Source organism: Dysosmobacter sp. HCP28S3_G4 (genome assembly GCF_052065175.1).
GTDB lineage: Bacteria > Bacillota > Clostridia > Oscillospirales > Oscillospiraceae > Oscillibacter.
In genome coordinates this window covers 42,512-66,076 of record NZ_JBQHUP010000009.1, presented here as the reverse complement: position 1 = coordinate 66,076, position 23,565 = coordinate 42,512, and the positions used below count along the sequence as shown (strand labels likewise).

At 62.9% G+C, this 23,565-nt stretch carries 25 protein-coding genes; 11 read left to right on the top strand and 14 right to left on the bottom strand.

The features are described from left to right. The first annotated feature begins 382 nt into the window (after positions 1–382). Both ACTNBU_RS03955 and ACTNBU_RS03950 read left to right on the top strand, forming a co-directional pair. Positions 383–1,300, top strand: coding sequence for a nucleotidyltransferase family protein (locus ACTNBU_RS03955; RefSeq protein ID WP_441031008.1), 918 nt, complete (start codon positions 383–385; stop codon positions 1,298–1,300). A gap of 143 nt (positions 1,301–1,443) precedes the next feature. After that, the gene (locus tag ACTNBU_RS03950; protein WP_441031005.1) at positions 1,444–2,316 is read left to right on the top strand and encodes a GDSL-type esterase/lipase family protein; all 873 of its coding nucleotides are present in this window, start codon (positions 1,444–1,446) and stop codon (positions 2,314–2,316) included. 392 nt (positions 2,317–2,708) lie between these two features. Here ACTNBU_RS03950 and ACTNBU_RS03945 read toward each other — a convergent pair whose 3' ends face one another. Continuing rightward, positions 2,709–2,858 (bottom strand): hypothetical protein, encoded by a 150-nt coding sequence (locus tag ACTNBU_RS03945; RefSeq protein ID WP_441031003.1) that lies wholly within the window; start codon positions 2,856–2,858, stop codon positions 2,709–2,711. Between the two features lie 144 nt (positions 2,859–3,002). Here ACTNBU_RS03945 and ACTNBU_RS03940 point away from each other — a divergent pair, with 144 nt between their 5' ends. Both ACTNBU_RS03940 and dctP read left to right on the top strand, forming a co-directional pair. Beyond that, positions 3,003–4,691: a peptide ABC transporter substrate-binding protein gene (locus ACTNBU_RS03940; RefSeq protein ID WP_441031000.1), complete on the top strand. Its 1,689-nt coding sequence runs from the start codon at positions 3,003–3,005 to the stop codon at positions 4,689–4,691. Positions 4,692–4,942: 251 nt separating this feature from the next. Continuing rightward, complete coding sequence (gene dctP / locus ACTNBU_RS03935; RefSeq protein WP_441030997.1) at positions 4,943–5,977, top strand: TRAP transporter substrate-binding protein DctP; 1,035 nt, start codon at positions 4,943–4,945, stop codon at positions 5,975–5,977. 75 nt (positions 5,978–6,052) lie between these two features. Here dctP and trxA read toward each other — a convergent pair whose 3' ends face one another. Genes trxA through ACTNBU_RS03920 form a run of 3 tightly spaced genes read right to left on the bottom strand, consistent with a single transcriptional unit; the run spans position 6,053 to position 7,531 of the window. After that, entirely contained in the window at positions 6,053–6,370 is a 318-nt protein-coding gene (trxA, locus tag ACTNBU_RS03930) for a thioredoxin (RefSeq protein WP_441030994.1), read from the bottom strand. A 59-nt stretch (positions 6,371–6,429) separates the two neighbouring features. After that, positions 6,430–7,242: an NAD(P)/FAD-dependent oxidoreductase gene (locus tag ACTNBU_RS03925; RefSeq protein ID WP_441030991.1), complete on the bottom strand. Its 813-nt coding sequence runs from the start codon at positions 7,240–7,242 to the stop codon at positions 6,430–6,432. Beyond that, a complete protein-coding gene (locus ACTNBU_RS03920) occupies positions 7,232–7,531 on the bottom strand; it encodes an ArsR/SmtB family transcription factor (protein ID WP_441030988.1) in 300 nt (99 codons plus the stop codon). The genes ACTNBU_RS03925 and ACTNBU_RS03920 overlap by 11 nt, the downstream gene beginning before the upstream one ends. A 401-nt stretch (positions 7,532–7,932) precedes the next feature. On the opposite strand from ACTNBU_RS03920, the gene rpe reads away from it, so the two are divergent. Next, positions 7,933–8,577 carry a ribulose-phosphate 3-epimerase gene (gene rpe, locus ACTNBU_RS03915; RefSeq protein WP_441030985.1) on the top strand — a complete coding sequence of 215 codons (645 nt, stop codon included), beginning with the start codon at positions 7,933–7,935 and terminating at the stop codon, positions 8,575–8,577. Between the two features lie 49 nt (positions 8,578–8,626). After that, positions 8,627–9,226: a recombination mediator RecR gene (gene recR, locus ACTNBU_RS03910; protein WP_441030983.1), complete on the top strand. Its 600-nt coding sequence runs from the start codon at positions 8,627–8,629 to the stop codon at positions 9,224–9,226. Positions 9,227–9,278: 52 nt separating this feature from the next. On the opposite strand, the gene ACTNBU_RS03905 is transcribed toward recR, so the two are convergent. From ACTNBU_RS03905 to ACTNBU_RS03875, 7 genes are all read right to left on the bottom strand, one after another. Continuing rightward, positions 9,279–10,574 carry a DUF3810 domain-containing protein gene (locus ACTNBU_RS03905; protein ID WP_441030981.1) on the bottom strand — a complete coding sequence of 432 codons (1,296 nt, stop codon included), beginning with the start codon at positions 10,572–10,574 and terminating at the stop codon, positions 9,279–9,281. A gap of 12 nt (positions 10,575–10,586) precedes the next feature. Then, positions 10,587–11,324, bottom strand: coding sequence for an ABC transporter ATP-binding protein (locus ACTNBU_RS03900; RefSeq protein WP_441030978.1), 738 nt, complete (start codon positions 11,322–11,324; stop codon positions 10,587–10,589). Then, positions 11,314–12,114, bottom strand: a complete 801-nt coding sequence (locus tag ACTNBU_RS03895; RefSeq protein ID WP_441030975.1) for an ATP-binding cassette domain-containing protein — start codon at positions 12,112–12,114, stop codon at positions 11,314–11,316. The genes ACTNBU_RS03900 and ACTNBU_RS03895 overlap by 11 nt, the downstream gene beginning before the upstream one ends. Beyond that, a complete protein-coding gene (locus ACTNBU_RS03890) occupies positions 12,107–12,910 on the bottom strand; it encodes an ABC transporter permease (RefSeq protein WP_441030972.1) in 804 nt (267 codons plus the stop codon). The genes ACTNBU_RS03895 and ACTNBU_RS03890 overlap by 8 nt, the downstream gene beginning before the upstream one ends. Continuing rightward, positions 12,907–13,881, bottom strand: coding sequence for an ABC transporter permease (locus tag ACTNBU_RS03885; protein ID WP_441030969.1), 975 nt, complete (start codon positions 13,879–13,881; stop codon positions 12,907–12,909). The genes ACTNBU_RS03890 and ACTNBU_RS03885 overlap by 4 nt, the downstream gene beginning before the upstream one ends. 70 nt (positions 13,882–13,951) lie before the next feature. Then, on the bottom strand, positions 13,952–15,508 hold the full coding sequence (locus ACTNBU_RS03880) for an ABC transporter substrate-binding protein (RefSeq protein ID WP_441030967.1): 1,557 nt from the start codon (positions 15,506–15,508) through the stop codon (positions 13,952–13,954). Between the two features lie 228 nt (positions 15,509–15,736). Continuing rightward, on the bottom strand, positions 15,737–16,954 hold the full coding sequence (locus ACTNBU_RS03875; protein ID WP_441030964.1) for an AI-2E family transporter: 1,218 nt from the start codon (positions 16,952–16,954) through the stop codon (positions 15,737–15,739). Positions 16,955–17,125: 171 nt separating this feature from the next. On the opposite strand from ACTNBU_RS03875, the gene ACTNBU_RS03870 reads away from it, so the two are divergent. Beyond that, positions 17,126–18,010 carry a diacylglycerol/lipid kinase family protein gene (locus tag ACTNBU_RS03870; RefSeq protein ID WP_441030961.1) on the top strand — a complete coding sequence of 295 codons (885 nt, stop codon included), beginning with the start codon at positions 17,126–17,128 and terminating at the stop codon, positions 18,008–18,010. Continuing rightward, the gene (locus tag ACTNBU_RS03865) at positions 18,007–18,615 is read left to right on the top strand and encodes an NUDIX hydrolase (RefSeq protein ID WP_441030958.1); all 609 of its coding nucleotides are present in this window, start codon (positions 18,007–18,009) and stop codon (positions 18,613–18,615) included. Before ACTNBU_RS03870 ends, ACTNBU_RS03865 begins: the two co-directional genes overlap by 4 nt. 85 nt (positions 18,616–18,700) lie before the next feature. Here ACTNBU_RS03865 and ACTNBU_RS03860 read toward each other — a convergent pair whose 3' ends face one another. Beyond that, the gene (locus tag ACTNBU_RS03860) at positions 18,701–19,585 is read right to left on the bottom strand and encodes a hypothetical protein (protein ID WP_441030955.1); all 885 of its coding nucleotides are present in this window, start codon (positions 19,583–19,585) and stop codon (positions 18,701–18,703) included. Positions 19,586–19,771: 186 nt separating this feature from the next. On the opposite strand from ACTNBU_RS03860, the gene ACTNBU_RS03855 reads away from it, so the two are divergent. From ACTNBU_RS03855 to ACTNBU_RS03845, 3 genes are all read left to right on the top strand, one after another. Continuing rightward, a complete protein-coding gene (locus ACTNBU_RS03855) occupies positions 19,772–20,116 on the top strand; it encodes a cupin domain-containing protein (protein WP_441030952.1) in 345 nt (114 codons plus the stop codon). A gap of 171 nt (positions 20,117–20,287) precedes the next feature. Then, positions 20,288–20,785: an RNA polymerase sigma factor gene (locus ACTNBU_RS03850; protein WP_441030949.1), complete on the top strand. Its 498-nt coding sequence runs from the start codon at positions 20,288–20,290 to the stop codon at positions 20,783–20,785. Further along, entirely contained in the window at positions 20,766–21,824 is a 1,059-nt protein-coding gene (locus tag ACTNBU_RS03845) for a DUF4179 domain-containing protein (protein ID WP_441030946.1), read from the top strand. Before ACTNBU_RS03850 ends, ACTNBU_RS03845 begins: the two co-directional genes overlap by 20 nt. A 50-nt stretch (positions 21,825–21,874) precedes the next feature. On the opposite strand, the gene ACTNBU_RS03840 is transcribed toward ACTNBU_RS03845, so the two are convergent. Both ACTNBU_RS03840 and ACTNBU_RS03835 read right to left on the bottom strand, forming a co-directional pair. Next, a complete protein-coding gene (locus tag ACTNBU_RS03840) occupies positions 21,875–23,212 on the bottom strand; it encodes a permease prefix domain 1-containing protein (RefSeq protein ID WP_441030943.1) in 1,338 nt (445 codons plus the stop codon). Next, positions 23,205–23,543 (bottom strand): PadR family transcriptional regulator, encoded by a 339-nt coding sequence (locus ACTNBU_RS03835; RefSeq protein WP_441030940.1) that lies wholly within the window; start codon positions 23,541–23,543, stop codon positions 23,205–23,207. Before ACTNBU_RS03835 ends, ACTNBU_RS03840 begins: the two co-directional genes overlap by 8 nt. Positions 23,544–23,565: the final 22 nt, after the last annotated feature.

The window sequence follows — 23,565 nt, the reverse complement described above, 5'->3', positions numbered from 1 at the left end:
TTTTTCTTAAATATATTTTAAAAAAACAAACAAAGATTTTATAGTATTTTTAAAAAAAAAAAAAAAAAAAACAATATAAAAAAAACAAAGGGGCGGGGCCGCCCCCCCCCCCCCCCCCCCCCCCCCCCGCCTTTTTGTCCGTCCGAAGGCCTCCCGCGCCCTTTCCGCCAGCACGCCGCCGGTAGTTCTTTCCCAGGAGCTGGTAAAAAGTGTTGTGTGGGATACAAACGATTACAAGCAGTTGAAATCGATGCGGAAATAGGGTATGCTTATACTAGAGTCACTGTCCGGGCACGTCCCGGACGTGGGATGAAAACGGGAATCGCCCCCTTCCGGGAGCTTTTCCGGCAGATACAGCGCAAAGACGCGCATGGAGGTTCATATGAAAGTTTCTCTGGTAATCATGGCGGCGGGACTGGGCTCCCGGTACGGCGGCAGCAAGCAGGTGGACGGCATCGGGCCTCATCATGAGATCCTGATGGAGTATTCCATTTATGATGCCCTTCGGGCCGGCTTCAATAAGGTGGTGTTCATCATCAAGCCCGAGATGCGGCAGATGATGGAGGAGTTGGTGGGCGGCTATCTGGCGAAGAAGACCGCCGCGGACGGCTCTCCCGTGGAGGTGGCCTATGTGTATCAGGACTTCTCCTCCGTGCCCTCCTTCTACCACATTCCGGAGGGACGGACCAAGCCCTTCGGCACTGTCCACGCCCTGCTGTGCGCGGCGGATACGGTCCATGAGCCCTTCTGCGTCATCAACGCCGACGACTACTACGGCATCGACGCCTACCGGACCATCTATCAGGAGCTGGTGCGCCTGCCGGAGGACGGCAAGGCCACCATGGTGGGCTATCTGCTGAAGAACACCGCCAGCCTGTACGGCACCGTCTCCCGGGGCATCTGCACTGTGGAGAACGACCGCCTGCAGTCCGTCCGGGAGGCGCTGAAGGTCCAGCTCTATCCCGACGGGACGCTGAAGGATCTGGCGGAGGACCGCTCTCTTCCGGCGAACACGGTGGTGTCCATGAATTTCTGGGGCTTTGCCCCCTCCATCTTCCCCCGGCTGAAGGACTATTTTGAATACTTCCTGCGGAACGAGGCCGGCGAAAACCTGAAGGCGGAGTGCCTGCTGCCCCTGATGGTAGAATCCGAGCTCCAGGCCGGACGGCTGGAGGTGTCGGTGCTCCACTCTGCGGACCACTGGTTCGGCATGACTTATCATGAGGACCGCCAGCGGGTGGCCGGGGAGCTGCAGAAGCTCCACGATTCCGGCGCCTATCCCCAGGATCTGACCAAGTGAGTGTCTGGAAGAAAAAGGAGAAATTACAAAAACTGATATCATTTGATACCAAATTTTTATCGTTTTGTTTCGACTTTTTATCCCGTTTCTGCGTCTAATAAATATCAGAGAGAATCGGTCATGTGCATGAAAAGGAGCGGGACATGGGTAAGAGAGAACTGCGGCGTCCACGGCGCAGCATACGGTTTCTGGCAGGCGCACTGCTGATGGTCTGTCTGCTGCTGACCCCTACGGTATCGGCGGGGGCTTCAGGAGAACGCGAAGCAGAACCCCAGGCAGCGCCGGTCTCGGTGTCCGCGGAGATACCGGCCTTCCCCACTCAGAAGTCCGCGCCGGAGGCGGCGGAGCTTCCGCCGGAGGCCCTCCCGCAGGTACGGGCGGCGGAACCGGAGCAGCCGGAGGAGTCGTCCTCGGCATCGGAGCCGGACATTCCGGATGCGCCGGTGGAGGACTCCTATTTTGAGGACGCGGTATTCCTGGGAGACTCCCGGACCGAGGGCTTCCACCTCTACTCCGGACTGGAGACCGGGCAGTACCTGTTTGCCACCGGCGCCACGGTGGAGAGCGTCTTCTCCAAGGCCACCCAGGAGACGGAGCAGGGCAAGGTCTCCATGCTGGACGCCCTAGACGGGCTGGAATTCTCCAAACTCTACATCATGCTGGGCGTCAATGAGCTGGGCTGGCCCAAGACGGAACAGTTCCACGACCAGTACGCCAAGCTCATCGACCGGGTGCGGGAGAGCCATCCCGACGCCCGCATCGCCCTTCAGTCCATTCTGCCCATCAGCGCCAAACAGGAGGCCAAGGGCAGCTACGTCAACAACGGACGCATCGCCGAGTTCAACGCCATCATCGTCCAACTGGCGGAGGAGAAGGACTGTACCTATCTGGATGTGGCATCCGCCGTCACCGGCGAGGACGGCTGCCTCCGGGCGGAAGAGACCACCGACGGCATTCATCTGAACACGAAGGGCTGTGTCCGGTGGCTGGAATATTTGAAGGAACACCCCATCTGAATGACAAACGGGAGACGGGCATAGCCCGCCTCCCGTCAGCTTGTCGAAAAACCCTGCCTGAAGGAAAAGAGTCCTTTTTTGCAGGGGGAGTACGAGGGGGCGGGAGCCCCCTCGTATTGGATCGAATGCCTGCAAAAAGCCTGTGTCAGCAGGCGTTTGCGCCGCGCAGCGGCAGCTTTTCGGCCCGATGCGCGGGCAGAAAAGCGAGGCATTGTGAAGGCTGTTGAAAAAGTCCAATGGACTTTTTCGACAGCCTGACGGGAGACGGGCATAGCCCGCCTCCCGTTTTGTTTCGCGACGGATCCTCTCTTTCTTCCAACTGTCTCCGGTTCCCATTCCGGTGTCTGGCGGCGGATCTGCCAGGATCTGTGAACAAAACCAAAACTTTGTAATTATTTGTTACTTTTTCCGTCATCTGCCTTTACAAGCGGGAAAAATCCACGTATAATAATGTCTGCTGAATCAACCGCATCGTGGTTTGTTCCCTCGGCAACGCCGTGCAATTTCATCAACAATGGCCATTCCTGATGAAATTCAGACATTGTTACAATGCGTATTTTCTCAGAAGTGTCAGAGCACTTCCGCAAAATGCATTATCATAAATCCACCGCCTCCGGCAGGCGCGGCAGCGCGTCCGGCCCCGGCGGCTTTTATCTGGATTTCCCCTGAGAGGAGACGATTCCCAAATGAATATCTGGAAACGTGCCGCGGCAGGACTCCTGTCAGCGGTACTCTGTTTCGGCCTGCTGTCCGGCTGCGGTCTGGAGGCGGATGAAACCACCATGGATCTGTCCGTCTGTCTGGGACAGGCACCTGCCACCCTGGACCCCATCTACGCCGCCAAGTCCCAGGATATGACGGTCATCAGCCATCTGTATGAGAATCTGATGAAGATCGCCGCGGATAATTCCGGCGGCACCATCGTCACCAACGGTCTGGCCAAGAGCTACAGCGTGGAGGAGAACAAGGATGGCACCGTGACCTACAGCTTCCGTCTGCGCAGCGCCAAGTGGTCCGACGGCACGGCGGTGACCGCCCAGGATTTCGTCTATGCCTGGCGCCGTCTGGCCAATCCCGTCTGCAAATCCCCCAACGCCCCCCTGATGTCCATTGTCAAGGGATACGACGAGGTCCAGTCCACCGGCGACACTACCTATCTCGCCGTGGAGGCCAAAAACAACGAAACCTTTGTGGTGACCCTCAACAGCGCCTGCGACTGGTTCCTCACCGACGTCTGCACCGCTCCCGCCGCGGTGCCACTGCGGGAGGACGTGGTCCAGCGGCTGAAGGCCAACGCCATCGCGGCCAATGAACTGGCGGAGGCCGATGGCGGCACCGGTACGGCCACCTGGTACTCCGACTACACCAAGCTGGTGACCAACGGCGTCTACGCCGTTCAGAGCTACAACAACGACTCCCTGTCCCTGCGGAAGAGCAGTACGTATACCGGCAGCATCGGCGGGCCGGATACCATTACCTTCCGTTACGCCGGCACCCCCGAGGATGCCTGGGCCATGTACGAGGCGGAGACGGTGGACTTTGTCTCCCCGCTGCCCGAGACCCGGCTGGCGGAGCTGGCCCAGGAGGAGACCTGGAGTCCCAGGTCGGAGCTGAACACCTGCGCCCTGCTGTTCAACACCGCGTCCGACGCCTTCAATGACCCGGCTGTCCGGAACGCCTTCTCCCTGGTTCTGGACCGGATCGCCGTCAGCGCCGCCGCAGGCGTGGAGAACACTCCCGCCACCGGTCTGGTGCCCTACGGTGTGCCGGATACGGAGGATGCGGACTTCCGCACCGTGGGCGGTGAACTCATCAGTTGTGATTCGGAGGAATACGACGCCAACTGCGTCCAGGCCGCGGGGCTGATGGAGACGGCGGGCTATGGCAGCGGCTCTCATTTCCCGGGAGTCACGCTGCTCTACGTAGCAGAGGAGGGCCGTCAGGCGGCGGTCTCCGCCATGGTGCAGATGTGGCGCGATGTACTGGGCGTCACCGTCATCCCCCAGATCGTCACCAGTGCGGAACTGAACAGTGCGCTGGCGTCCGGGGAGTACACGCTGGCGGTACAGGACATCCGGGGCTACGTCAATGACGCCGAGAGCTTCCTGACACCCTGGGAATCCCAGAGCAAGCGGAATGTGGTGGGCTATTACAACAGCGCCTTCGACACCCTGCTGACCATCATCGGCAGGGCCACCGATGAGAGCGCCCGCCGGGGCTGTCTCCACGACGCGGAAGTCCTGCTGATGGAGGACTGCCCGCTGACACCCCTGTTCTTCACCGGGATGGACTATACGCTCCGGGATGGCTACACCGGCGTTTGCCGGGATGCCCGCGGCTTTTTCAGCTTCGCCACCGTGGCGAAGCTCCAGTGACCCCAACAGGCGGAGGCTGACGGCCTCCGCCTGCTTTCATTCCCGAAGTGCCGTCCGAAACGATCTTTTTAAGAATTTGTCACCAATTCTTCATACTTTATTCTCTTGTCAGCAGATCCACATATGCTATAATACCCTCAGTGAACAAACCGCAGAGCGGTTTATTCGTGCGGCAGTAGCCGCGCAGTCGCCTTTCCACAATCATTCCTCCGGCGGACATGCCGGAGTTCTCCATAGGAGTATACTGGCCCATGAGAACCTTTCTTTCTCTTTTGCTGGCCCTGGTTCTGCCGCTGACGCTCCTGTCCGGCTGCGGGAATCACGGCGATAGCGGCAGCGATCCCGAGATCATTGAATTTGAGGCCCAGACCTGGACCCTGTCCTTCTCCGGCGCGGAGCGGTCCGGCGAGGGATCGGCGGCCCGGTATTTTGCCGACGCCATCTACGAGGCCACCAACGGTGCCGTCACCGTGACCCTCCATCCCTTTGACGGCCTCACCGACGGCGACCCGCAGGCGGGCTTCCGGGGCGTGGCGGACGGCTCCATCTCCCTGGGGCTGTACAGCAGCCTCACCTGCGAACAGCAGGACTCCCGGCTGGGGGCGGTGTCCCTGCCCTTCCTGTTCTCCTCCTCAGAGGACGCCGCGGCCCGTCTGGACGACGACGCCGGCGACGCTCTGGGAGAGGTTTTGGCGGAGTACGGTCTCCACAGTCTGGGCATCGGAGAGAGCGGTTTCCGCTGTCCCACCAACAGCCTGTCCCCCATTACCAGCCCGGCGGATCTCCGGGGGCGGAAGCTCCGGGTGACAGACTCCCCCCTGATCCAGGAGGCCTACCGCCTGTGGGGCGCCGACTGCATCACCGCCAACTGGCCGCTGGTGTTTACCGCCCTCCGCACCGGTACATACGACGGTCAGGAGGAGTTTCTGGTCACCGCCGACGCCGCCTCCGTCCAGAGCGTGCAGAAGTATCTGACCCGGTGGACCGGCATCTACGGCTGTCTGTACTTCTTCATGAACGAGGAGCTCTACAGCTCCCTGTCCCCGGCGCTCCAGTCCATCGTGGACCGGTGCGGCCGGGATGCAGCGGCGTACCAGCGCCAGCAGCATCTTCAGGGGGAAGCAGACATCCTCAGCCAGTGGGCCAAGGCCAAAGTTACTGTCACGGAGCTCACCGCCGAGGAGACCGCCGCCTTCCGCCAGGCGGCCCAGCCCTGCTACGACCGGTTCGCCCGGGATTATCCGGAGCTGTCGGCCCGGCTGGTGCCGGAGACGGAGACGCCGTGACCCCTGTGATACGCAAATGCCCCGCGGCTTTTTGGCCGCGGGGCGTTTCTGCTGTCTGTGTGACTCTTTGATTTTTTACAGGTTCTCGTCCAGGACCTGGGTGTAGGCGCCGGCGGGCATGACGCCTACCTTCCGGTCAAACTCCAGACCGTTCTTCAGGAACACCACCGTGGGGATGCTCATGACGCCGAAGCGCCGGGCCAGATCCGGCTCCTCGTCCACATTGATCTTGCCGATAACGGCCTTTCCCTCGTACTGGGCCGCCAGGGACTCGATGGTGGGGCCCAGCATGCGGCAGGGACCGCACCAGTCCGCCCAAAAATCGATCATCGCCAGGGGAGCCGCCTCCACAGCGGCGTCAAAGCCAGAGGTCTTGAAATGCTGTACTGCCATGATTCTTACTCCTTTATGATCAATATGATATGTGATTATGCGTTCATGGTCTGTCCGGTTTACTTTCGGTGGCTGTCCACCCATTTGGCGGCGCTCTGTCCGGCAATGAGGCCCTCCCCCGCCGCTTTGGACACCTGGAGGGGACCGCCGGTGCAGTCTCCCGCCGCGAAGACGCCCGGCAGGTTGGTGGCCATCTGCCGGTCCACGGTGACGAAGCCATTCTCCGCTGCCAGCCCCGGAAACAGGTCCGTGGGGGCCATGACGGGCCGCAGGATGAACACGCCGTCCACCGCCAGCGCCGTGCCGTCGCAGTTTACCTGCTCCACGGCGCTGCCGCCGGTGATCTCGCAGGAGCGGGGATTGTGGAAGTAGGTCACCTGACAACCGATCTCCGTCAGGAATTCCGCCTCCCGGCGGGCGGTGTCGGACCAGCCCAGCACCGCTACCCGTCGTCCCCGGTAGAGCATCCCGTCACAGGTGGCGCAGTAGCTGACGCCCCGGCCCAGAAAGGCCTCCTCGCCGGAGAACTTCCGGCTCCGCACCACACCGGCGGCCAGGATCAGCGCCCCTGCCTCCTGCACGTCGCTGCCCACGCTGACATACCAGCGCTCTCCAGCCATGGCGGTGTTCAGCACCCTTCCGGTGAGAAATGATGCCCCGGATGCCTCCGCGTGGGTCTGGAAGGTCTTCAGCAGCTCCGGCCCGCTGATATCCGGCAGGCCCAGATAGTTGTCCACCTTCTTCGCCTTCCACAGGGGATTCTCCTCCAGCGGATTGGACACCACCAACACCGTCTTTCCCCGGGCCCGGACGTTCACCGCCGCGCTGAGTCCGGCGGGGCCACCGCCGATGATCAGTACATCAAAGGACATAAGCCCCTCCCTCCTCTCCGAACAGTGCGGCCAGCAGATCCGCTGCCTCCCGGGAGGACACCCGGTAGAACACCTCGTTGCCCTGCCGGTCCGCCGTCACCACGCCCGCCGCCCGCAGCTTCTGAAGATGCTGGGAAATGCAGGACTGGGACATGCCCGTTCCGCGCTCCATGCAGCCCACGTTGTGACATCCCTCCCGCAGCAGGCTGTGGACGATCCGCAGCCGGACCGGATTGGCCAGCGCCTTCAGCAGCGTCGCCTGCTCGTCATAGTTTATCCACTTTTCCATCCACTCACCGCTTTCCTTTCCCTTTCCTATTTATTAGAATATCATAATATTCTCATTATTCAAGTGGTTTTTGCAACATTACAGAGACCTTTTCCCTGTTCTGTCAGTATCCGGTGCCTGTCCGCTTTTTTGGATTGCTTTTACTGCTGTCTTTTGCTAAAATAAGGGCGGCGAAATCACAGGAGCCGGAAAAGGCGTTCCCTCCTCCGGCTCCTTATTCAAAAAAGCGGCAGCGCCCGACAGGGCGCCAGGTTCAGGCCTGGGAAGCCGCGTGGGATCCGTCGCGGGCGCACGGTTCCGCTCAGGGTAGTATATGCCCCGGCGGCGTCCGGGGGCACCCGGGCCGGAGTGCCCGTCCTTCCACTTCTTTGGGATCTTACAAAAGAAATGAGGTCTTTTTTATGGTTAAAATCGCGCCTTCCATTCTCTCCGCTGATTTTGCGAATCTGGAGCGGGATATCCAGCGCATCAGCACCGCCGACTACGTCCATGTGGACGTGATGGACGGCATGTTCGTCCCCAACATCACCATCGGCATCCCGGTAGTGGCCTCCATCCGGAAGACCACGGAACTGCCCCTGGACGTCCATCTGATGATCGTCCAGCCGGTGCGGTACGTGGAGCAGTTCTGCGACGCCGGCGCCGATCTGGTGACGGTGCATGTGGAATCCGACACCGAGGAGAACATCCACGCCGCCCTGGACAAGATCCACGCCAAGGGCAAGCGGGCCGGTATCGTCCTGAAGCCCAAGACCCCCGCCGAGGCGGCGCTGCCCTTCCTGGAGAAGGTGGATCTGATCCTGGTAATGACCGTGGAGCCCGGCTTCGGCGGTCAGAAGTTCATGGCGGACCAGATGGAGAAGGTCTCCGCCCTCCGGGCCCTCATCGATCAGCGGAACCCCGGCTGCGAGCTGGAGGTGGACGGCGGCGTGGACCCCGTCACCTGCAAGACCTGCATCGCCGCCGGTGCCAATGTTCTGGTGGCGGGCAGCGCCGTCTACAAGGCGGCGGACATCCCCGCCCGCATTGCAGAACTGCGGGGCTGAAAAACGCTCCGGTCCGGAAGGCCGGTAATCCCCTACAAGGAGCACGCTTATGGAGTACTTTCCCGCACCCCTGGAAAAATTAGTGGAGCAGTTCGCCAAACTGCCGGGCATCGGCGGCAAGTCTGCCCAGCGGCTGGCCTTCCATGTGCTGGGTCTGCCGGAGGCGGAGGCCCGGGAGTTCGCCGACGCCATTCTGGACGCCAAGAAAAGCGTCACCTGCTGTCCGGTGTGCCAGAACTTCACCGCCGGGGGACTGTGCCCCATCTGCTCCTCCCCCAAGCGGGACGGCTCCGTCATCTGCGTGGTGGCGGACCCCCGGGACGTGGCGGCCATGGAGCGGAGCCGGGAGTTCAACGGCCACTATCACGTGCTCCACGGCGTCATCTCCCCCATGAACCATGTGGGGCCGGACGACATCGCCATCAAACCCCTGCTGGAGCGGGTGGCCAAGGGCGGCGTCAACGAGGTCATCATGGCCACCAATCCCGACACCGAGGGCGAAGCCACGGCCATGTACATTGCCCGGCTGCTGAAGCCCTTCGGCGTCCGGGTCACCCGTCTTGCCTACGGCATCCCCGTGGGCGGACACCTGGAGTTCGCCGACGACGCCACCCTGGTCCGTGCCCTGGAGGGGCGTCAGGACCTGTGACCCACGAAAAATTCATCCCCCGCCGGAGCCTCCGGCGGGGGATGTTCTTTTATCATGTTCTATCCTTGTAGTAGGCCACCAGCATGTCCACCACGGTGCCGTAGGATTGCAGGCCGTCCTCCTCTCCGTAGCCCTTCAGAAAGCTGTCGTAGACCCTGTTGGACGCCTTTTTCACGGTGCTGTCCCGGAACTGCCGCCAGTAGGCGTTGTTGTCGCTGAGGTCCGCCCGCACCGTCTCCGGCAGGGAGGCGTAGATGGGCTCCCACAGGCTCTGGTCCTTGCCGTACAGGGCATTGCCCAGATAGATGTAACCCAGCAGCCAGCCGGAATACTCGTAGGCGCTGTCCCCGCAGGTGGTGGAGGACAGGATGGCCAGGAAATTGCACTCCTGCTCCGACGCGATACCCCGCTGGTGGGCCAGCTCATGGGCAATGGTGGAGGGCAGCAGGCAGGCGGGGGAGTCCACGTTTACATTGGATTCCCCGGTAAAGGGGCAGTAGACGCCGGTGAAGTCCATGCAGCTCATGATCCGGGAGAAATAGACCGCCTTGGGGGGCCGGTCGTCGAAGGCCAGGAAGGGGAACCGCCTGGCCGTCTCGTCGTAGACGCGGACGCTCTTTTCAAAGATCTCCTGCCGGGACACGGCGAACAGGCCGTTTTCATCCCGCTCCACCGCATCAGCGGTGTCGATGAGCCGGTCGGCGAAGTACCGGGTCACCCGCTCCAGATCGTCCTTGGCCACGTCCTCGGCGTAGATGCCGGACAGTTCCTGGAAGCCGGCCACGTAGTAGTTGACGCCCCAGAGGTAGCAGAACCCCACATAGACCGTCAGTCCCGCGCAGGCGGCCCCCAGCAGGGCGCTGTAGGCCCGCTGCCGCCGTTCCCGGCTGCACAGCACGGCGATGGCCAGCCACACCGCCCCGGCCAGCAGCCACGGCGGAATGACGCCGTACAGGACGGTGCTCCAATAGACGGCGCCATAGGACAGGAAGCAGGCCAGAGCCATGAAGCCCCCCAGCACCAGGGACATCACCGCCGCCATGCCGAGGGTCAGCTTCACCGCCGCGGCCTCCGGACGGAGCTTCGCTCCCCGCCGGGACACAGCGATGACGCTCCAGATCACATACGCCGCCGCCAGAAGCGCCAGCAGGACGCACAGCACCTCCATGACGGACACAGTTGTGAGATAGCAGACCCTTCCGATGGCCCGCCGCACCGCCCCCATGGCCCCCGCCAGGGCAGTCATGACCGGGCGGCTGCTCCGGCACAGCCAGAAGATTGCCAGCAGCGCCAGGTCCGCCAGCAGCCAGATGTGCAGTTTTCGATGCCGCAGGAAAAACGCTTTCAAAGGGAAACTCCTTTACTGTGCCGCCGCCAGAAGCTGCTTCGTATAGTCGCACTGGGGATGGTCAAAGATGTCATCCACCGTCCCCTGCTCCACCACACGGCCGGATTTCATTACCAGCACCCGGTCGCAGAGCTGATAGACCACGTTGAGATCGTGGGAGATGAACAGATAGCTCAGGTCCAGCTCGTCCCGGAGCTGCCGCAGCAGCTTCAGGATCTGGGCCTGAATGGTGACGTCCAGGGCGCTGACCGGCTCGTCGGCAATGAGGAACCGGGGCCGCTGGATCAGGGCCACGGCGATGCTGACCCGCTGGCGCTGTCCGCCGGACAGCTCCGAGGGCTTCGCCGCCAGACACTCCTCCGGCAACTCCACCCGGTCCAGGATCTCCCGCACCCGGCGCTTCCGCTCCGCCGCGTCATATTTGCCGTAGATCCGCAGGGGCTCCTCCAGGATCCAGGATACAGGATAGGCGGGGTTCAGGGAGCTGTAGGGGTCCTGGAAGATCATCTGGGGCCGCTTCGTATAGTGGACGACCTCTCCCCGGTCCGGCTTCACCATGCCCAGGATGGTCTTCGCCAGAGTGGATTTTCCGGTGCCGGACTCGCCCACCAGGCCCAAAATCTCCCCGTGGCGGACGTCGAAGGTGACGTCGTGGAGGACCTGATGGAAGGTCTTCTTCTCAAACAGTCCCCCCTCCCGGTAGCCGCTGGTGACGTGCCGGACGGAGAGGACCAGTTCCTCATTGGCCATGGCCGGTGTCCTCCTTCCGGTCCCGGGTGGGGATGGCGGCGATGAGCCGCTTGGTGTAATCGTGGGTGGGATGGGTCCAGACCTGTTCCGTGGGCCCCTCCTCCACCAGACGGCCCCGCTGCATCACCGCCACCCGTCCGCACAGCTTCCGCACCACGTTCAGGTTGTGGGAGATGAACAGCATGGACATTCCGTACTCCCGGTTCAGCTTCTTCAGCAGCTCCAGGATCTGGGCCTGAATAGTGACGTCCAGGGCGGTGGTGGGCTCGTCCAGCAGCAGCAGGCCGGGACGGCTGACGATGGCTGCGGCGATCATGGCCCGCTGGAGCATGCCGCCGGACAGCTCGTAGGGGTACTTGCCGTACACCGTCTCCGGCTCCGGCAATTCCACGTCCCGCAGGGCCTCCAGGGCCGCGGCGCGGCGGGCGGACTTGTCCAGCTTCGTGTGGAGCAGCAGCGTCTCCTCCACCTGGGCGCCCACCTTCATCAGCGGGTCCATGCAGCTCATGGGCTCCTGGAACACCACGCCGATGCGCCTGCCCTGCACCGTCCGCAGCAGGGACCGGTCCGCGTGGAGCAGCTCCGTGCCGTCCAGCAGGATCTCCCCGGAGTAGCTGCACTGGCGCCGGGGCAGCAGGCCCGCCACGCTCATGGCGGTGACGGATTTTCCGGAGCCGGACTCTCCCACCAGACCCACGATCTCGCCATCATGGATGGTCAGGGACACACCCTGCACCGCCTCCCGGTCCCGGTTGTGGAACTTCACATGGAGGTCTCTGATCTCAAGCATACCGCTGCCCTCCGTTCCGCCGCTGCAATCCCTCGCCGATAAGGCCCACGCCGAAGATCATCAGCACAATCACTCCGCCGGTGCCTAAGGCGTACCATGGGGCGGAGTACAGCATGCTCTGGGCCTCGGAGAGCATATACCCCAGGGACGACATGCTGCCGATGCCCAGATAGCTCATGGACGCCTCCGCCAGCACGGCGTTGTTGAAGCCGATGGTGACGGCGGGCAGCAGTACATTCAATGTATTGGGCAGAATGTGGACGTACAGGATGCGGGTTTTGGAGGCCCCCATCAGCCGTGCGCTTTTCACGTAGTTCACGTCCCGGCAGGCGGCGTAGGCCGGCCGGGCCATCCGGGTGAAGCTGGGGATGAACACGATGCCCAGAGCCAGGATCACGTTGTAGGTCCCAGGCCCCAGGACACTGACGAACACCAGACCCAGCAGGATGCTGGGAAAGGCGGTCATGGCATCGTTGAACCGCATGAGGACGGCGTCCACCCGTCCGCCGAAGTAGCCGGTGAGGGAACCGGCGATGAGACCGCAGCCGCCGCCGATGGCCACGGTACACAGAGCGATGACCAGCGTGGTGCCCGCGCCCTTCATGACCCGGCTGAAGATGTCCCGGCCGAAGTTGTCCGTGCCCATCCAATGGGCCAGGGACGGGGGCAGCAGCTTCTCCGCCCCGGACATGGCGGAGGGATCGTAGGGCGTCCAGAAGGCGCTGAGGAGGATCATGGCGAACAGCACCGCCGTGATAATGCAGCCGGCGGTGAGATATCCGTTGCTCTTTTTCACTCTCCGTCACCTCCCAGCCGCAGACGCGGGTCAATGCGCTGGGCGATGAGATCTCCCACGGTGTTGGACAGCACCACCCACAGCGCCAGAATGACGATGATGGCCTCCACCACCGTCCAGTCCCGGTAGCCGATGCTGCCCAGCAGCAGGCGGCCCAGTCCCGGCACGCCGAAGACCTGCTCCACCACAATGGAACCGGCGATGACCTCCGCCATGGTCTGGGCCAGGAAGGCCACCACCGGCGCCATGGCGTTTTTCAGCACGTGGCGGCGGAGGACGCCCTTCCGGTCATTGCCCCGGGAGATGGCGGTGCGGACGTAGTCCCGGTTCATCTCCCCCAGCAGGGTGCTGCGGAGCATCCGGACAGTCATGGCCACCCGGGGGATGGCGATGGACACCGCTGGAAACAGCAGATACCAGAAAAACCCGCCGGGGTCCTCCGAAAAGGCGGGAAAGTTTCCCTGGGGCTGGAACCAGTGCAGCAGGATGCCGAACACCCAGGAGATGAGGATGCTGGAGAAGAAGGGCGGGAATGCCATGAACAGCTGGTTCAGCACCGTCCGCAGGGCAGCGAAGGCCCGGCTCCCCCGCCCCGTGCGGCCCTCATACCGGATGGACCGGACGCCCATGGGGATGGACACCGCCGCGATGATCAGAAAGCTCATGAGGGACAGGCACAGCGTCACCGGCAGCCGTGGGGCCAGCAGGGACGACACCGGCACCTGATAGTGGGCGGAGACGCCGAAGTCCCCGGTGACGGCGCCGGAGAGCCACTCGCCGTACCGCACCAGCAGAGGACGGTCCAGTCCCAGCTCCGCCCGGAGGGCCGCCACCCGCTCCGGCGTGGCCTCGGTGCCCAGCTGGGCGATGGCCGCGTCTCCGGACACCAGGGAGAAGGCGAAAAACGCCAGAAAGGAGACGATGAGCATGGTAACCAGCAGCGTCAAGAGTTTTTTCGCCGCGTACTTCATACTCGTCATCTCCTTGATTGGGTCTGCCCGGGGCGGATGCGCTCCGCCCCGGACGGATCAGTTGTTCTCATTACTTGAACCGGACAGTGGACAGATCCATGACATAGATGGGATAGAAGGCATAGCCCTCCAGATCAGACCGGATGGCCACCAGGTCCGCCAGATCCTGGATGTAGACGTTGGCGGCGTGCTCCGTCAGGTTCCGCTCCATGGCCTTGTAGATGTCCGTGCGGCTGGCGTCGTCCTTCTCGTTGAGGGCCTGCTGGAACAGGGCGTCGTAGTCCGCGTTGTTGTAGTTGATGAAGTTCTTGCTGTAGTCGGAGGTGAACCGCTCCAGCAGGGCACGGGCGGTCATGTTGGAGGCGTCCACGCCCACCACCGTGGTCTGGAAGTTCCGGCCCACGTACACGTCGCTGACCCAGGTGTTCCAGTCCACCAGATTGATGGTGGCGTTGACGCCGATGCCCTTCAGCTGCTCCACCAGCACCTCGGCGGTGTCGATGTGGGGCTGATAGTTGGAGGGAACGGTGATGGTCAGATCAAAGCCGTCGGGATAACCGGCCTGGGCCAGAAGCTCCTTGCCTTTTTCCACATCCCGGGTGTAGTAGTCGGTAAGGCTGTCATCAAAATACTTGCCGAAGGTGGGGTACATGCTGGAGCCGATGGCCTTGCCGTGGCCGTCGCCGATGAAGTCCAGGATCTCCTGCTTGTCCACGGCGTAGCACAGGGCCTGCCGCACCAGCTCATTGTCCAGGGGGGCCACGGCGTTGTTCAGATACAGAGCCTGCACCAGATTCATGGTGCCCTCCAGAATGGTGTATCTGTCACCCAGCTGGGCCACCTGGGTGGAGGTCAGGTGGGCGCAGAAGTCCACGGCGCCGCTCTGGAGCGCCTGGACCAGGGCGTCAGCGTTCTCGATGATCTTGAAGGTCACCTTGTCCAGATACGCGGGGGTGCCCCAGTACTCGTCAAATTTCTCCAGTACGATGGACTCCTGGGGCGTCCGGGACACGAACTTGAACGGTCCGGTGCCCACGGGGGCGTCGTCCTGTCCGTCATAGTCCCTGGGCAGGATGGCGGTGGTCAGATAGGAAAGGAACTCATTGTCCGCTTCCTTCAGTGTGATGACGACGGTGCTGTCGTCCGCGGCCTCTACCGCCTGGATATTGGAAAACGCCTCCACCAGGGGCTTCTCTCTCCCCGTGGTGTCGGCGCAGCGTTCAATGGAATATACCACATCGTCCGCAGTCACCGACGCTCCGTTGTGGAACTTCACGCCCTCACGCAGAGTGAAGGTGTAGGTGGTCCCATCCTCGGACTCCTCATACTTTTCAGCGACCGCGGGAATCAGATCTCCGTCTGAAGTGGGCTTCATCAGGCCCTCAAAGACATTAAATAAGACCTCTTTGGTTCCTGCCGCCACCGCCAGGTGAGGGTCAAGACTGTTGTCCAGGTCCTGCGCGATGGCCACCGTGATCTCATTGCTGACCGGTGCCGCCGTGCTGGCAGAGCCGCTGCTCTGGTTCGCTCCCTGAGACCCCGCCGCCTGGCTGCTGTCTCCGCATCCGCTGAGTACAGTGCTCAGGAGGGCCGTCAGAAGCAGGAGTGCTAAAATACGCTTCTTCATGGTTCTTTCTCCTTACATTTCGTAGCCGCCGCCCATAGGCGGTCGGCCCGACAGAATTCGGCTCTATTCACTTGTAAAGCAACTGTTCGGGTGTCACTTTCACCCGTGAACAAGCCGTTTGCGGCAAAATGCCGCCTTACGGGACGCCACTGTCCCGCAAGACGGCATTGTACACGAATCCTTTGAAAATTACAAGCCCCTGGCAGAAAAAACAGAACTTTCCGCTCCTCATTCCTCCCGCTCCTGCTGAGGCACGTCGGTGCGGTAGGCCGCGGTGTTCTCCGGCATCCCCCGTTCCCGCAGGCGGGTCCGGGTGAGGAAGGACACGAAGGCGTACAGGCAGGCGAACACCGGCACGCCGAAGAACATCCCCGGCAGGCCGAAGAAGCTGCCGCCCACCAGAATGGCGATGATGACCCACAGGCTGGAGAGGCCCGTCTTGTCCCCCAGGATCTTGGGGCCGATGACGTTGCCGTCCACCTGCTGAAGGATGATGATGAAGATCAGGAAGTACACCGCCCGGATGGGATTGGCCAGCAGGATCAGGAAGATGCTGGGAACGGCGCCCAGAAACGGTCCGAAGAAGGGAATGATATTGGTAACGCCCACGATCACCGACACCAGCGGCGTATAGGGGATCTGCAGGAACCGGCAGACAAAGAAGCAGATGACGCCGATGATGAGGGAGTCCAGCAGCTTGCCCCGGACGAAGCCGGAGAAGATCCGGTCTACCTTGTGGATGCCCCGGAACAGCCAGTAGGTCTTCTCCAGGGGGACGAAGCCGTAGACCAGCTTCCGGGCATGGGCTGCGCACCGCTCCTTGGTGGACAGCAGGTACACTGACACGATGACGCCCACCACCAGATCGCTGACGAAGCCCACCGCCTGGAAGATGCCGCCGGATACGGCGGTCATCAGCATCTGGGCCTGGGGCAGGACCTCCTTGGTGAGCCAGTTGGTCATCTCCTTGTAGTAGGTGTTCATCTGGGTGGCCACCCAGGCCTCCACCGCCGGATTCTGCTCCAGCAGATGGGCGATCCAGCCGCTGATGATGTTATAGTAGTTCTCCAGATTGCTGAACAGCTGGAAGATGCTCTTGTACAGCTCCGGCAGCAGGAAGGACAGCAGCAGCCACGCCGCCGCGCAGATCATGGCCCAGGTCAGCAGCAGGCTCACTGCCCGGGGGATCGGGGCGCACATCCGGCCCTCCGCCCTGGCCCGGTCCACGCTTCTGTGGAAGAATGCCTCCTCCCAGAAATTGACGGTAGGGGCCAGCAGATAGGCGATGAGGGCGCCGTAAAAAATTGGCTGCATCGCCCCGGACAGAATGCGGAAAAAGGACACTGCCGCCCGGCTCCCGAACAGGGTATCATAGAACAGCAGGATGGCCGCCACCGTGGCGAATACAGTGATCCCCGCCTGCCAGTCGAATAGTTTGTGTTTCAAGGCCGTGCCCCCTTATGCCGCAAAAGTGTTACGAATCCGTTAATTTCTTCGTTTTTCATTGTACACGCCGGCGGATGGAATTGCAATCCCGTATTTCCCGTGCTATACTACAGGCGAAGCCTATTTAACACTATTTTAACATTTTTTCGGAAATTTTTAGGGAGTTTTATCATGTCGAAAAAGCTTCTTTTTATCGTGAATCCCACCTCCGGGAAAAAACAGTCCCGCAGTCCCCTGTTTGACGCGGTCTCCATCTTCTCCGATGCCGGTTATCTGGTGAAGGTCCACCTCACCACCGCCCCGGGCGACGCCACCCGGACCGTCCTCAGCGAGGGAAAGCGGTATGACATCATCGTCTCCTCCGGCGGCGACGGTACTCTCAACGAGACCATTGCCGGATTGATGCAGCTGGACAAGCGCCCCCTGCTGGGCTATCTCCCCCGTGGCAGCACCAACGACTTCGCCGCCAGCCTCCATCTGTCCTCCAACCCCGTGAAGGCCGCCCAGGCCGTCATGGAACAGCGTCTCCAGATGCTGGACATCGGCCACTGGAATGAACGGTACTTCGTGTACGTGGCGTCCTTCGGTGCCTTCACCCGCAGCTCCTATGCCGCCCCCCAGGCCGCCAAGAACGCCTTGGGGCACTTCGCCTATATTCTGGAGGGCATGAAAGATCTGAACACCCTCCGGCCCTACAAAGTCCGTCTGACGGCGGACGGAGAGGTGCTGGACGGAGAGTATCTGTTCGGTGCCGTGTGCAATTCCACTTCCATCGGCGGACTGATGAAGCTGAACCCCGAGCGGGTGGTACTGGACGACGGCAAGTTCGAGATGCTGCTGATCCCCTCCCCCAAGACGGCTATGGATCTGCAGAACCTGATTCTGGCTCTGCTGAACCAGCAGTACGACTCCGAGGGTCTCATCTTCCGCCATGTCTCCTCCGTCACCGTAGAGCCGGGGGAGGACCTGCCCTGGTCTCTGGACGGCGAATACGCCCCCAGCGCCCAGCGGGTGGAGATCACCAACCAGCAGGCGGCGCTGAAGTTCCTGCTGTGACGGCGGCGGAGTTCGCCGCCCGTTGGGGCGGCCACGTGCCGGGTCCCATGGGGGTCCGCCGCCGGTTTGCGGTGCTCATCCCCCTGGTGGAAGCGCCGGACGGACTGCGTCTTCTGTTCGAGGTCCGGGCCGCCGGACTGCGGCAGGGCGGCGAGGTCTGTTTCCCCGGCGGACGGGCGGAACAGGACGAATCCGCCTTGGACTGCGCCCTGCGGGAGACCCGGGAGGAGCTGTCCATTCCCCGGGAGGAGATCCGCGTGCTGGGGATGACGGACTATCTGCTCCACCAGCGGGGCTTTCTCCTCCAGCCGGTGGTGGGACTGGTGTCCCCCGCCGGGATGGCCGCCCTGTCCCCCTCCCCCGCCGAGGTGGCAGAGGTCTTCACCGTGCCCGCGGACTTCTTCCGGGACACGGAACCGTCCCTGTACCGCTACGGCTTGACCCCCAACATCCCGCCGGATTTCCCCTACGATGCCATCGGCATCGGGCCGGACTATCACTGGGGTGCCGGTGAGGTGGAGGTGCCGGTGTGGCGCTATGAGGAGCATGTCATCTGGGGCATGACCGCCCGCATCCTGCGGGACATGCTGGGGCAGATGGAATGATCCCCCATATCGATCCTTCTATTCCGGAAGAAGGCCGCACATGAAAACAACACGCCCGCCGGTCCCCCGGCGGGCGTGTCTCTGTTCAGTTCCCAAATTCCAGACGCCGCAGGCCGTCCAGATCCGACGGCTCCATGGGGGCGTAGTCCGCCGCGCCGATTGCCGCCCGCGCCGTCTCCGGACTGTCGAAAGCATTCTCCAACGCCGATGCCAGGGCGGTCCGGAATCGCGCCGTTTGCAGTTCCGTCCGCTCCGGCGTCACCGCCGCCACCCAGGTGAACAGCGGCTCCGTCTCCCCGATGCTCTGTCCATCCGCCGCCATCTCCTCCGGCAGGGGAAACAGGTCGATCTCCTCCTCTGACGCGGCCCACAGCAGCGTCTCCCAATCATCGTAAATGGTGACGTCGGACAGATCCGCCACGCCGTCTCCCTCGTACCGGTCCTCCAGCCACAGCTCCAGGCACCGGTATCCCCCATCGGAGTCCTCCGCCAGCACGCCCCACCGTGCCCGGTCCAGCTCCGTCCAGGTGAGGTCCCGTCGCTCCGCCTGCTTGGCCAGCTGTGCGCCGTAGTCCGACGGTCCGGCGCAGATCTCCACCCGGAGGGACTCCCCCAGAACAGGCACGGCGTCCCGGCTGAGACGGACGAAGTCCGATGCCGGCAGGAACGCCAGATCCACGCCGCCGTCCTCCAGAGCCTGAATGGTGGCGGCGTGGGAGGTTCCGAAGGTGACGGACAGTTCCTCTACCTCCACCCCCTCCGGCGCCAGCAGCTCCGGCAGGGCCGCCATGGCCTTCCGGGCGGCGGCGGTGTCCAGATCCCTGGGCAGCTCCACCGCCAGGGTGTCCAGTTTCAGGATCGTCTCCTCCTGTGAGGAAGACACAGCCGGTTCCGGCGTCTTCCGCCGTCCGCAGGCGGACAGCAGGCACAGCGTCAGGACGAGGACTGCGGCGAGGGTGCGTTTGTTCATAGAACTCCTCTTTTCTCTCAAAAACGCCATTGGCGGTGGACAGGTCCGGTATCTTCTGCTAAAATAAGGGTGCGGTTTTCCATGCCGGGACAGCGCCGTCCTTTTCCGGAGGGCTGTCCGGCAGGCATTATTTTATCACCTGTCCCGGTCCGGCACAAGGCCGGGCGGAAAAGGAGCGAGAAGGTCATGTATACACTGTCTGAAAACTGTCCCATCAATGAGGTCTGCGTCCAGGGCGGCAAGGGTCTCACCAAGCTGAAGGAACTGGCCACGCCGGAGCAGATGTACAACCACGTCCGGCTGTTCAAGCACATCACGCTGAATCCCGGCTGCTCCATCGGCTATCACACCCATGAGCACGAGACGGAGTTCTACTACATCCTCAAGGGCGAGGCCCTGTTCAGCGACAACGGCAAGGAGGTCATCCTCCACGCCGGCGATGTCGCCGCCACCGGCTACGGTGAGGGCCACAGCCTGGAGAACCAGTCCCAGGAGTCCCTGGAGCTCATCGCCCTCATCGTCACGGAGTAAGCTGCCGCTGAGGAACCGCGCGCCATCCGCCGTTTGCAAAAACGGCGGATTTTTTCTATTCTTTCGAAAGATTTTTCGTTCCCCATTCGTATCCCTTATGAGAGCGACAGAGCGGGAGGCGCCGAACATGGCCCGGCCCCTCTCCTTCGGCCATGGCTCTCGAAGGAGCTGATGATTTTGTACGAAAATGAGCGAGCCCGGGAGTTGGTGAACCGGTATGCCGACACCATCCTCCGTCTGAGCTATACCTATCTGAAAAACACCCACGACGCCCAGGACATCTGTCAGGACGTGCTGGTGAAGCTGCTGACGGAGCCCCGGACCTTTGAAAGCCCCGACCATGAGCGGGCCTGGGTCCTTCGGGTCACCGCCAACGCCTGCAAGGACCTGCTGAAAAGTGCCTGGCGGAAGCGCACCTGCGGTCTGGACGAGTCTCTGGAGGTCCCCGCCCCGGAGGCGGAGGACGGAACCGTCCTGGCGGCGGTGAACGCCCTTCCGCCCCGGTACCGGGCGGTGATCTACCTCTATTACTATGAGGGCTACCAAGCGGCAGAGATTGGGCAGATCCTGGGCATCCCCACCGCCACCGTCCACACCCGGCTGGCCCGTGGCCGGGAGCGGCTGAAACTGGAATTGGGAGGAACGGAATATGGACAGCAGACAGTTTGAATACCGGCAGGACCTGGACGCCCTGCATTTTACGGAAGAACAGAAATCCCTGCTGGCGGAGCGGGTCTCCGCCGCGGTGAAACAGGCCGTCCCCCGGCGGCGCCATCCTGTCCGGCGGATCGTCGTTCTGGCCGCGGCGGCGGCCATGGCGCTGATGGTAGGTGCCGGAGCCGCCGGAGGGCTGGGCACTGTGTCGGAGATCTTCGCCCCCATCTTCGGCGGCTCCGTGGCCCAGACGGAGGTCATCAACAAGATCGGACGGCCCGTCGGCGCGTCCGATACGGACAACGGCGTCACTATCACCGCCGACGCCATCATCGGCGACAAGTACAACGCCTGCGTCGTCTTCACCATCCGCCGGGACGACGGCACGACCCTGCTGCCGGAGGGCGTTGACGCCCGGAATCTGCTGATGGGCGGCTTCGGCGGCGTGACGGTGAACACCCCGGGCGGAAGCCACGGCAGCGCCTGGTTCCTGACAGACCCCGCCGATCCCGCCGCCGTACAGCTGGTGGAGGCCCTCTCCTCTGACCGGCCGATGACCGGCAGCACAGCCGCCGCGGAGTTTGAGGACCTGTTCCGCTGGGATGACGTCAGCGGCGAGGCTGTCCCTGTGGCGGAGGGACACTGGAAATTCCGGTTCCGCATGGACTACGAAGATTCCTCCGTCACCCTGGGCGGCGGTGAAACCTTTGAACAGGGCAGCATGACCTTCACCATTGACGAGATCACCGTCTCCCCTGTGGCGGTGCAGGTATCCTATATCGTGGACAGTGAAGTTCAGTGGAGCAACGCCCCCAGTGGCCGGGAGGACCCGGCGGACGCCCGCCAGGTGGAGCGGTATCTGGAGAATGTGGAGATCCTGCTGACCAAAACCGACGGTACAGTCATCGACCTGTCCTCCTCCGGCGGCAGTATCAAACCGGAGAACGGCGTCACTGTCTGCACCAAGGGCAGCGTGATGGAGGAAATTATCCCCCTGGAGGAGCTGGACAGCATCTCCGTAGGCGGCGTGGTGTACGATATCCCGCAGACATAGGGGATACATGTATGACAGGAGGTCCGGCCAATGGCCGGGCCTCCTGTGTTTTATTCCGCGCTCACTGTTTCCGCCCCGGCAGGCGTGAAAGCCGGGCCATGCTGCCACGCCGGGAGATGGGCCTCCCGCAGCGGCGACAGTGCCGCGCCGATGAGCGCCATATGCACCATCGTGTTGAGATTTCCCACCAGCAGCGGAAATGTGGCGGACCACAGCACAAATCCCAGATTCGTCGCCGCCGCCATAGCCGCCTCCAGCCCCACGGACGCCGCCACCGCCAGAACCATGGCGCGGCCCATGGGGTCCTTCAGCCGCATACCCCGGCGGAGCAGCCAGACTACCAGCAGGGCTGTGGCGGCCATCAGCAGCAGGAAGGGCAGCCAGCCCAGCTTGTGGATCGCGGTGGTGAGCAGGAAGCTCCTTCCCCCCTCCGGCACGATCTGTTCATAGGGATAGCCGCTGTAGACGGGGCCCATGGTCCCCTCGCCCAGCCATCGGGCCCCGGCCAACGCCCGCCGGACCATCATGGCCTGATAGCCGCTGCCCATCGGGTCCAGCTCCGGGTGGAGCGCCATCAGCAGGCGGCTCCGGCCAAACCCCATCCAGACAAGTCCCGCCACGGCAAAGACCAGGAGCATCGCCGTGCCGCAGACCAGTGTCAAAGCCTGTTTTTTCGCCACCCCGTACCAGTCATGACAGACGGCCATGCACAGCAGGAGAAGGCCTACTGCCATCAGCCGCACGCCGCCCCAGACGGTGGGGGCCATCAGGGCCAGAGCCGTCAGCGGCACGCCGCCCAGCAGGGACGCCGCCAGTCCCGTCCAGCCCATCCCCCGCCAGGCACAGAGCCACAGGGCGTATGTCAGGGGATAGAACTCCACCAGATACCGGGTGTAATAGGACGCGCCATTCACATTAGGCGACAGCGCCAGCGAGCAGGCGGACAGCAGAAGGATGCCGATGTACACCGCCCTTCCGTGACGGCAGAGGGTAGTATAATCCCCAAAATACGCTGCCAGCAGGCAGACTGTCCCCAGGCACAGGGCCCCCGCCGTCCGGAGGGGATCGCTCCCGTCCCAGCGCCAGCCCGCCGTCAGCCACACCCGCAGGAAGCCTCCGGCGAGGGCCAGGGCCACGGTCAGGGCCAGCAGTCCCCACTGGGGTGCGGGCCGGTGCAGGCCGTCCAGGGCCGCGCCGGTCTCCGCCGGGTCCCCCATCTGCCGGACGGTCTCCGCCGCGGCGTCCTCCTCCGTCATCCCCGCCGCCCGGCAGTCCTCCAGCTGCTCCAGCAGATGCTCCCGCAGTTCCTCCCGCAGGGCGGGACGGGCCCGTCTCCAGCGGACATGGGCCAGGACCTGTTCCAGATAGTCCGTCAGCTTGTCAGGCAAGGCAGGTCCCTCCCCTCAGCACCCGGTCCACCGCGCCGGAGAAGGTCCGCCACTCCGTCTCCTTCTCCGCCAGGGCATCCCGTCCCGCATCCGTCAGGTGATAGTATTTCCGGGGCCGTCCGCCCTGGCTCTCCTCCACCCAGGAAGTCACCAGCCCCTTTTCCTCCAGCCCGTGGAGCAGGGGATACAGCGTCCCCGCCTTCAGGTCAAAGGTGTGGTCGGACCGGCGGCGCAGCTCCTCGATCATCTCGTAGCCGTACAGGTCCTCCCCTTCCAGCAGCTTCAGCAGCAGCATCCCCGTGCTGCCTGCCAGCAGGCTCTTGTCCACCATATTATATCGTCTCCCCATATAT

Bases quoted from the DNA above. Each gene is read 5' to 3' on its own strand.
- ACTNBU_RS03955 (WP_441031008.1), top strand. From the start codon at position 383: ATGAAAGTTTCTCTGGTAATCATGGCGGCGGGACTGGGCTCCCGGTAC.
- ACTNBU_RS03950 (WP_441031005.1), top strand. From the start codon at position 1,444: ATGGGTAAGAGAGAACTGCGGCGTCCACGGCGCAGCATACGGTTTCTG.
- ACTNBU_RS03945 (WP_441031003.1), bottom strand. From the start codon at position 2,858: ATGTCTGAATTTCATCAGGAATGGCCATTGTTGATGAAATTGCACGGC.
- ACTNBU_RS03940 (WP_441031000.1), top strand. From the start codon at position 3,003: ATGAATATCTGGAAACGTGCCGCGGCAGGACTCCTGTCAGCGGTACTC.
- dctP (WP_441030997.1), top strand. From the start codon at position 4,943: ATGAGAACCTTTCTTTCTCTTTTGCTGGCCCTGGTTCTGCCGCTGACG.
- trxA (WP_441030994.1), bottom strand. From the start codon at position 6,370: ATGGCAGTACAGCATTTCAAGACCTCTGGCTTTGACGCCGCTGTGGAG.
- ACTNBU_RS03925 (WP_441030991.1), bottom strand. From the start codon at position 7,242: ATGTCCTTTGATGTACTGATCATCGGCGGTGGCCCCGCCGGACTCAGC.
- ACTNBU_RS03920 (WP_441030988.1), bottom strand. From the start codon at position 7,531: ATGGAAAAGTGGATAAACTATGACGAGCAGGCGACGCTGCTGAAGGCG.
- rpe (WP_441030985.1), top strand. From the start codon at position 7,933: ATGGTTAAAATCGCGCCTTCCATTCTCTCCGCTGATTTTGCGAATCTG.
- recR (WP_441030983.1), top strand. From the start codon at position 8,627: ATGGAGTACTTTCCCGCACCCCTGGAAAAATTAGTGGAGCAGTTCGCC.
- ACTNBU_RS03900 (WP_441030978.1), bottom strand. From the start codon at position 11,324: ATGGCCAATGAGGAACTGGTCCTCTCCGTCCGGCACGTCACCAGCGGC.
- ACTNBU_RS03895 (WP_441030975.1), bottom strand. From the start codon at position 12,114: ATGCTTGAGATCAGAGACCTCCATGTGAAGTTCCACAACCGGGACCGG.
- ACTNBU_RS03885 (WP_441030969.1), bottom strand. From the start codon at position 13,881: ATGAAGTACGCGGCGAAAAAACTCTTGACGCTGCTGGTTACCATGCTC.
- ACTNBU_RS03880 (WP_441030967.1), bottom strand. From the start codon at position 15,508: ATGAAGAAGCGTATTTTAGCACTCCTGCTTCTGACGGCCCTCCTGAGC.
- ACTNBU_RS03870 (WP_441030961.1), top strand. From the start codon at position 17,126: ATGTCGAAAAAGCTTCTTTTTATCGTGAATCCCACCTCCGGGAAAAAA.
- ACTNBU_RS03860 (WP_441030955.1), bottom strand. From the start codon at position 19,585: ATGAACAAACGCACCCTCGCCGCAGTCCTCGTCCTGACGCTGTGCCTG.
- ACTNBU_RS03855 (WP_441030952.1), top strand. From the start codon at position 19,772: ATGTATACACTGTCTGAAAACTGTCCCATCAATGAGGTCTGCGTCCAG.
- ACTNBU_RS03850 (WP_441030949.1), top strand. From the start codon at position 20,288: ATGATTTTGTACGAAAATGAGCGAGCCCGGGAGTTGGTGAACCGGTAT.
- ACTNBU_RS03845 (WP_441030946.1), top strand. From the start codon at position 20,766: ATGGACAGCAGACAGTTTGAATACCGGCAGGACCTGGACGCCCTGCAT.
- ACTNBU_RS03835 (WP_441030940.1), bottom strand. From the start codon at position 23,543: ATGGTGGACAAGAGCCTGCTGGCAGGCAGCACGGGGATGCTGCTGCTG.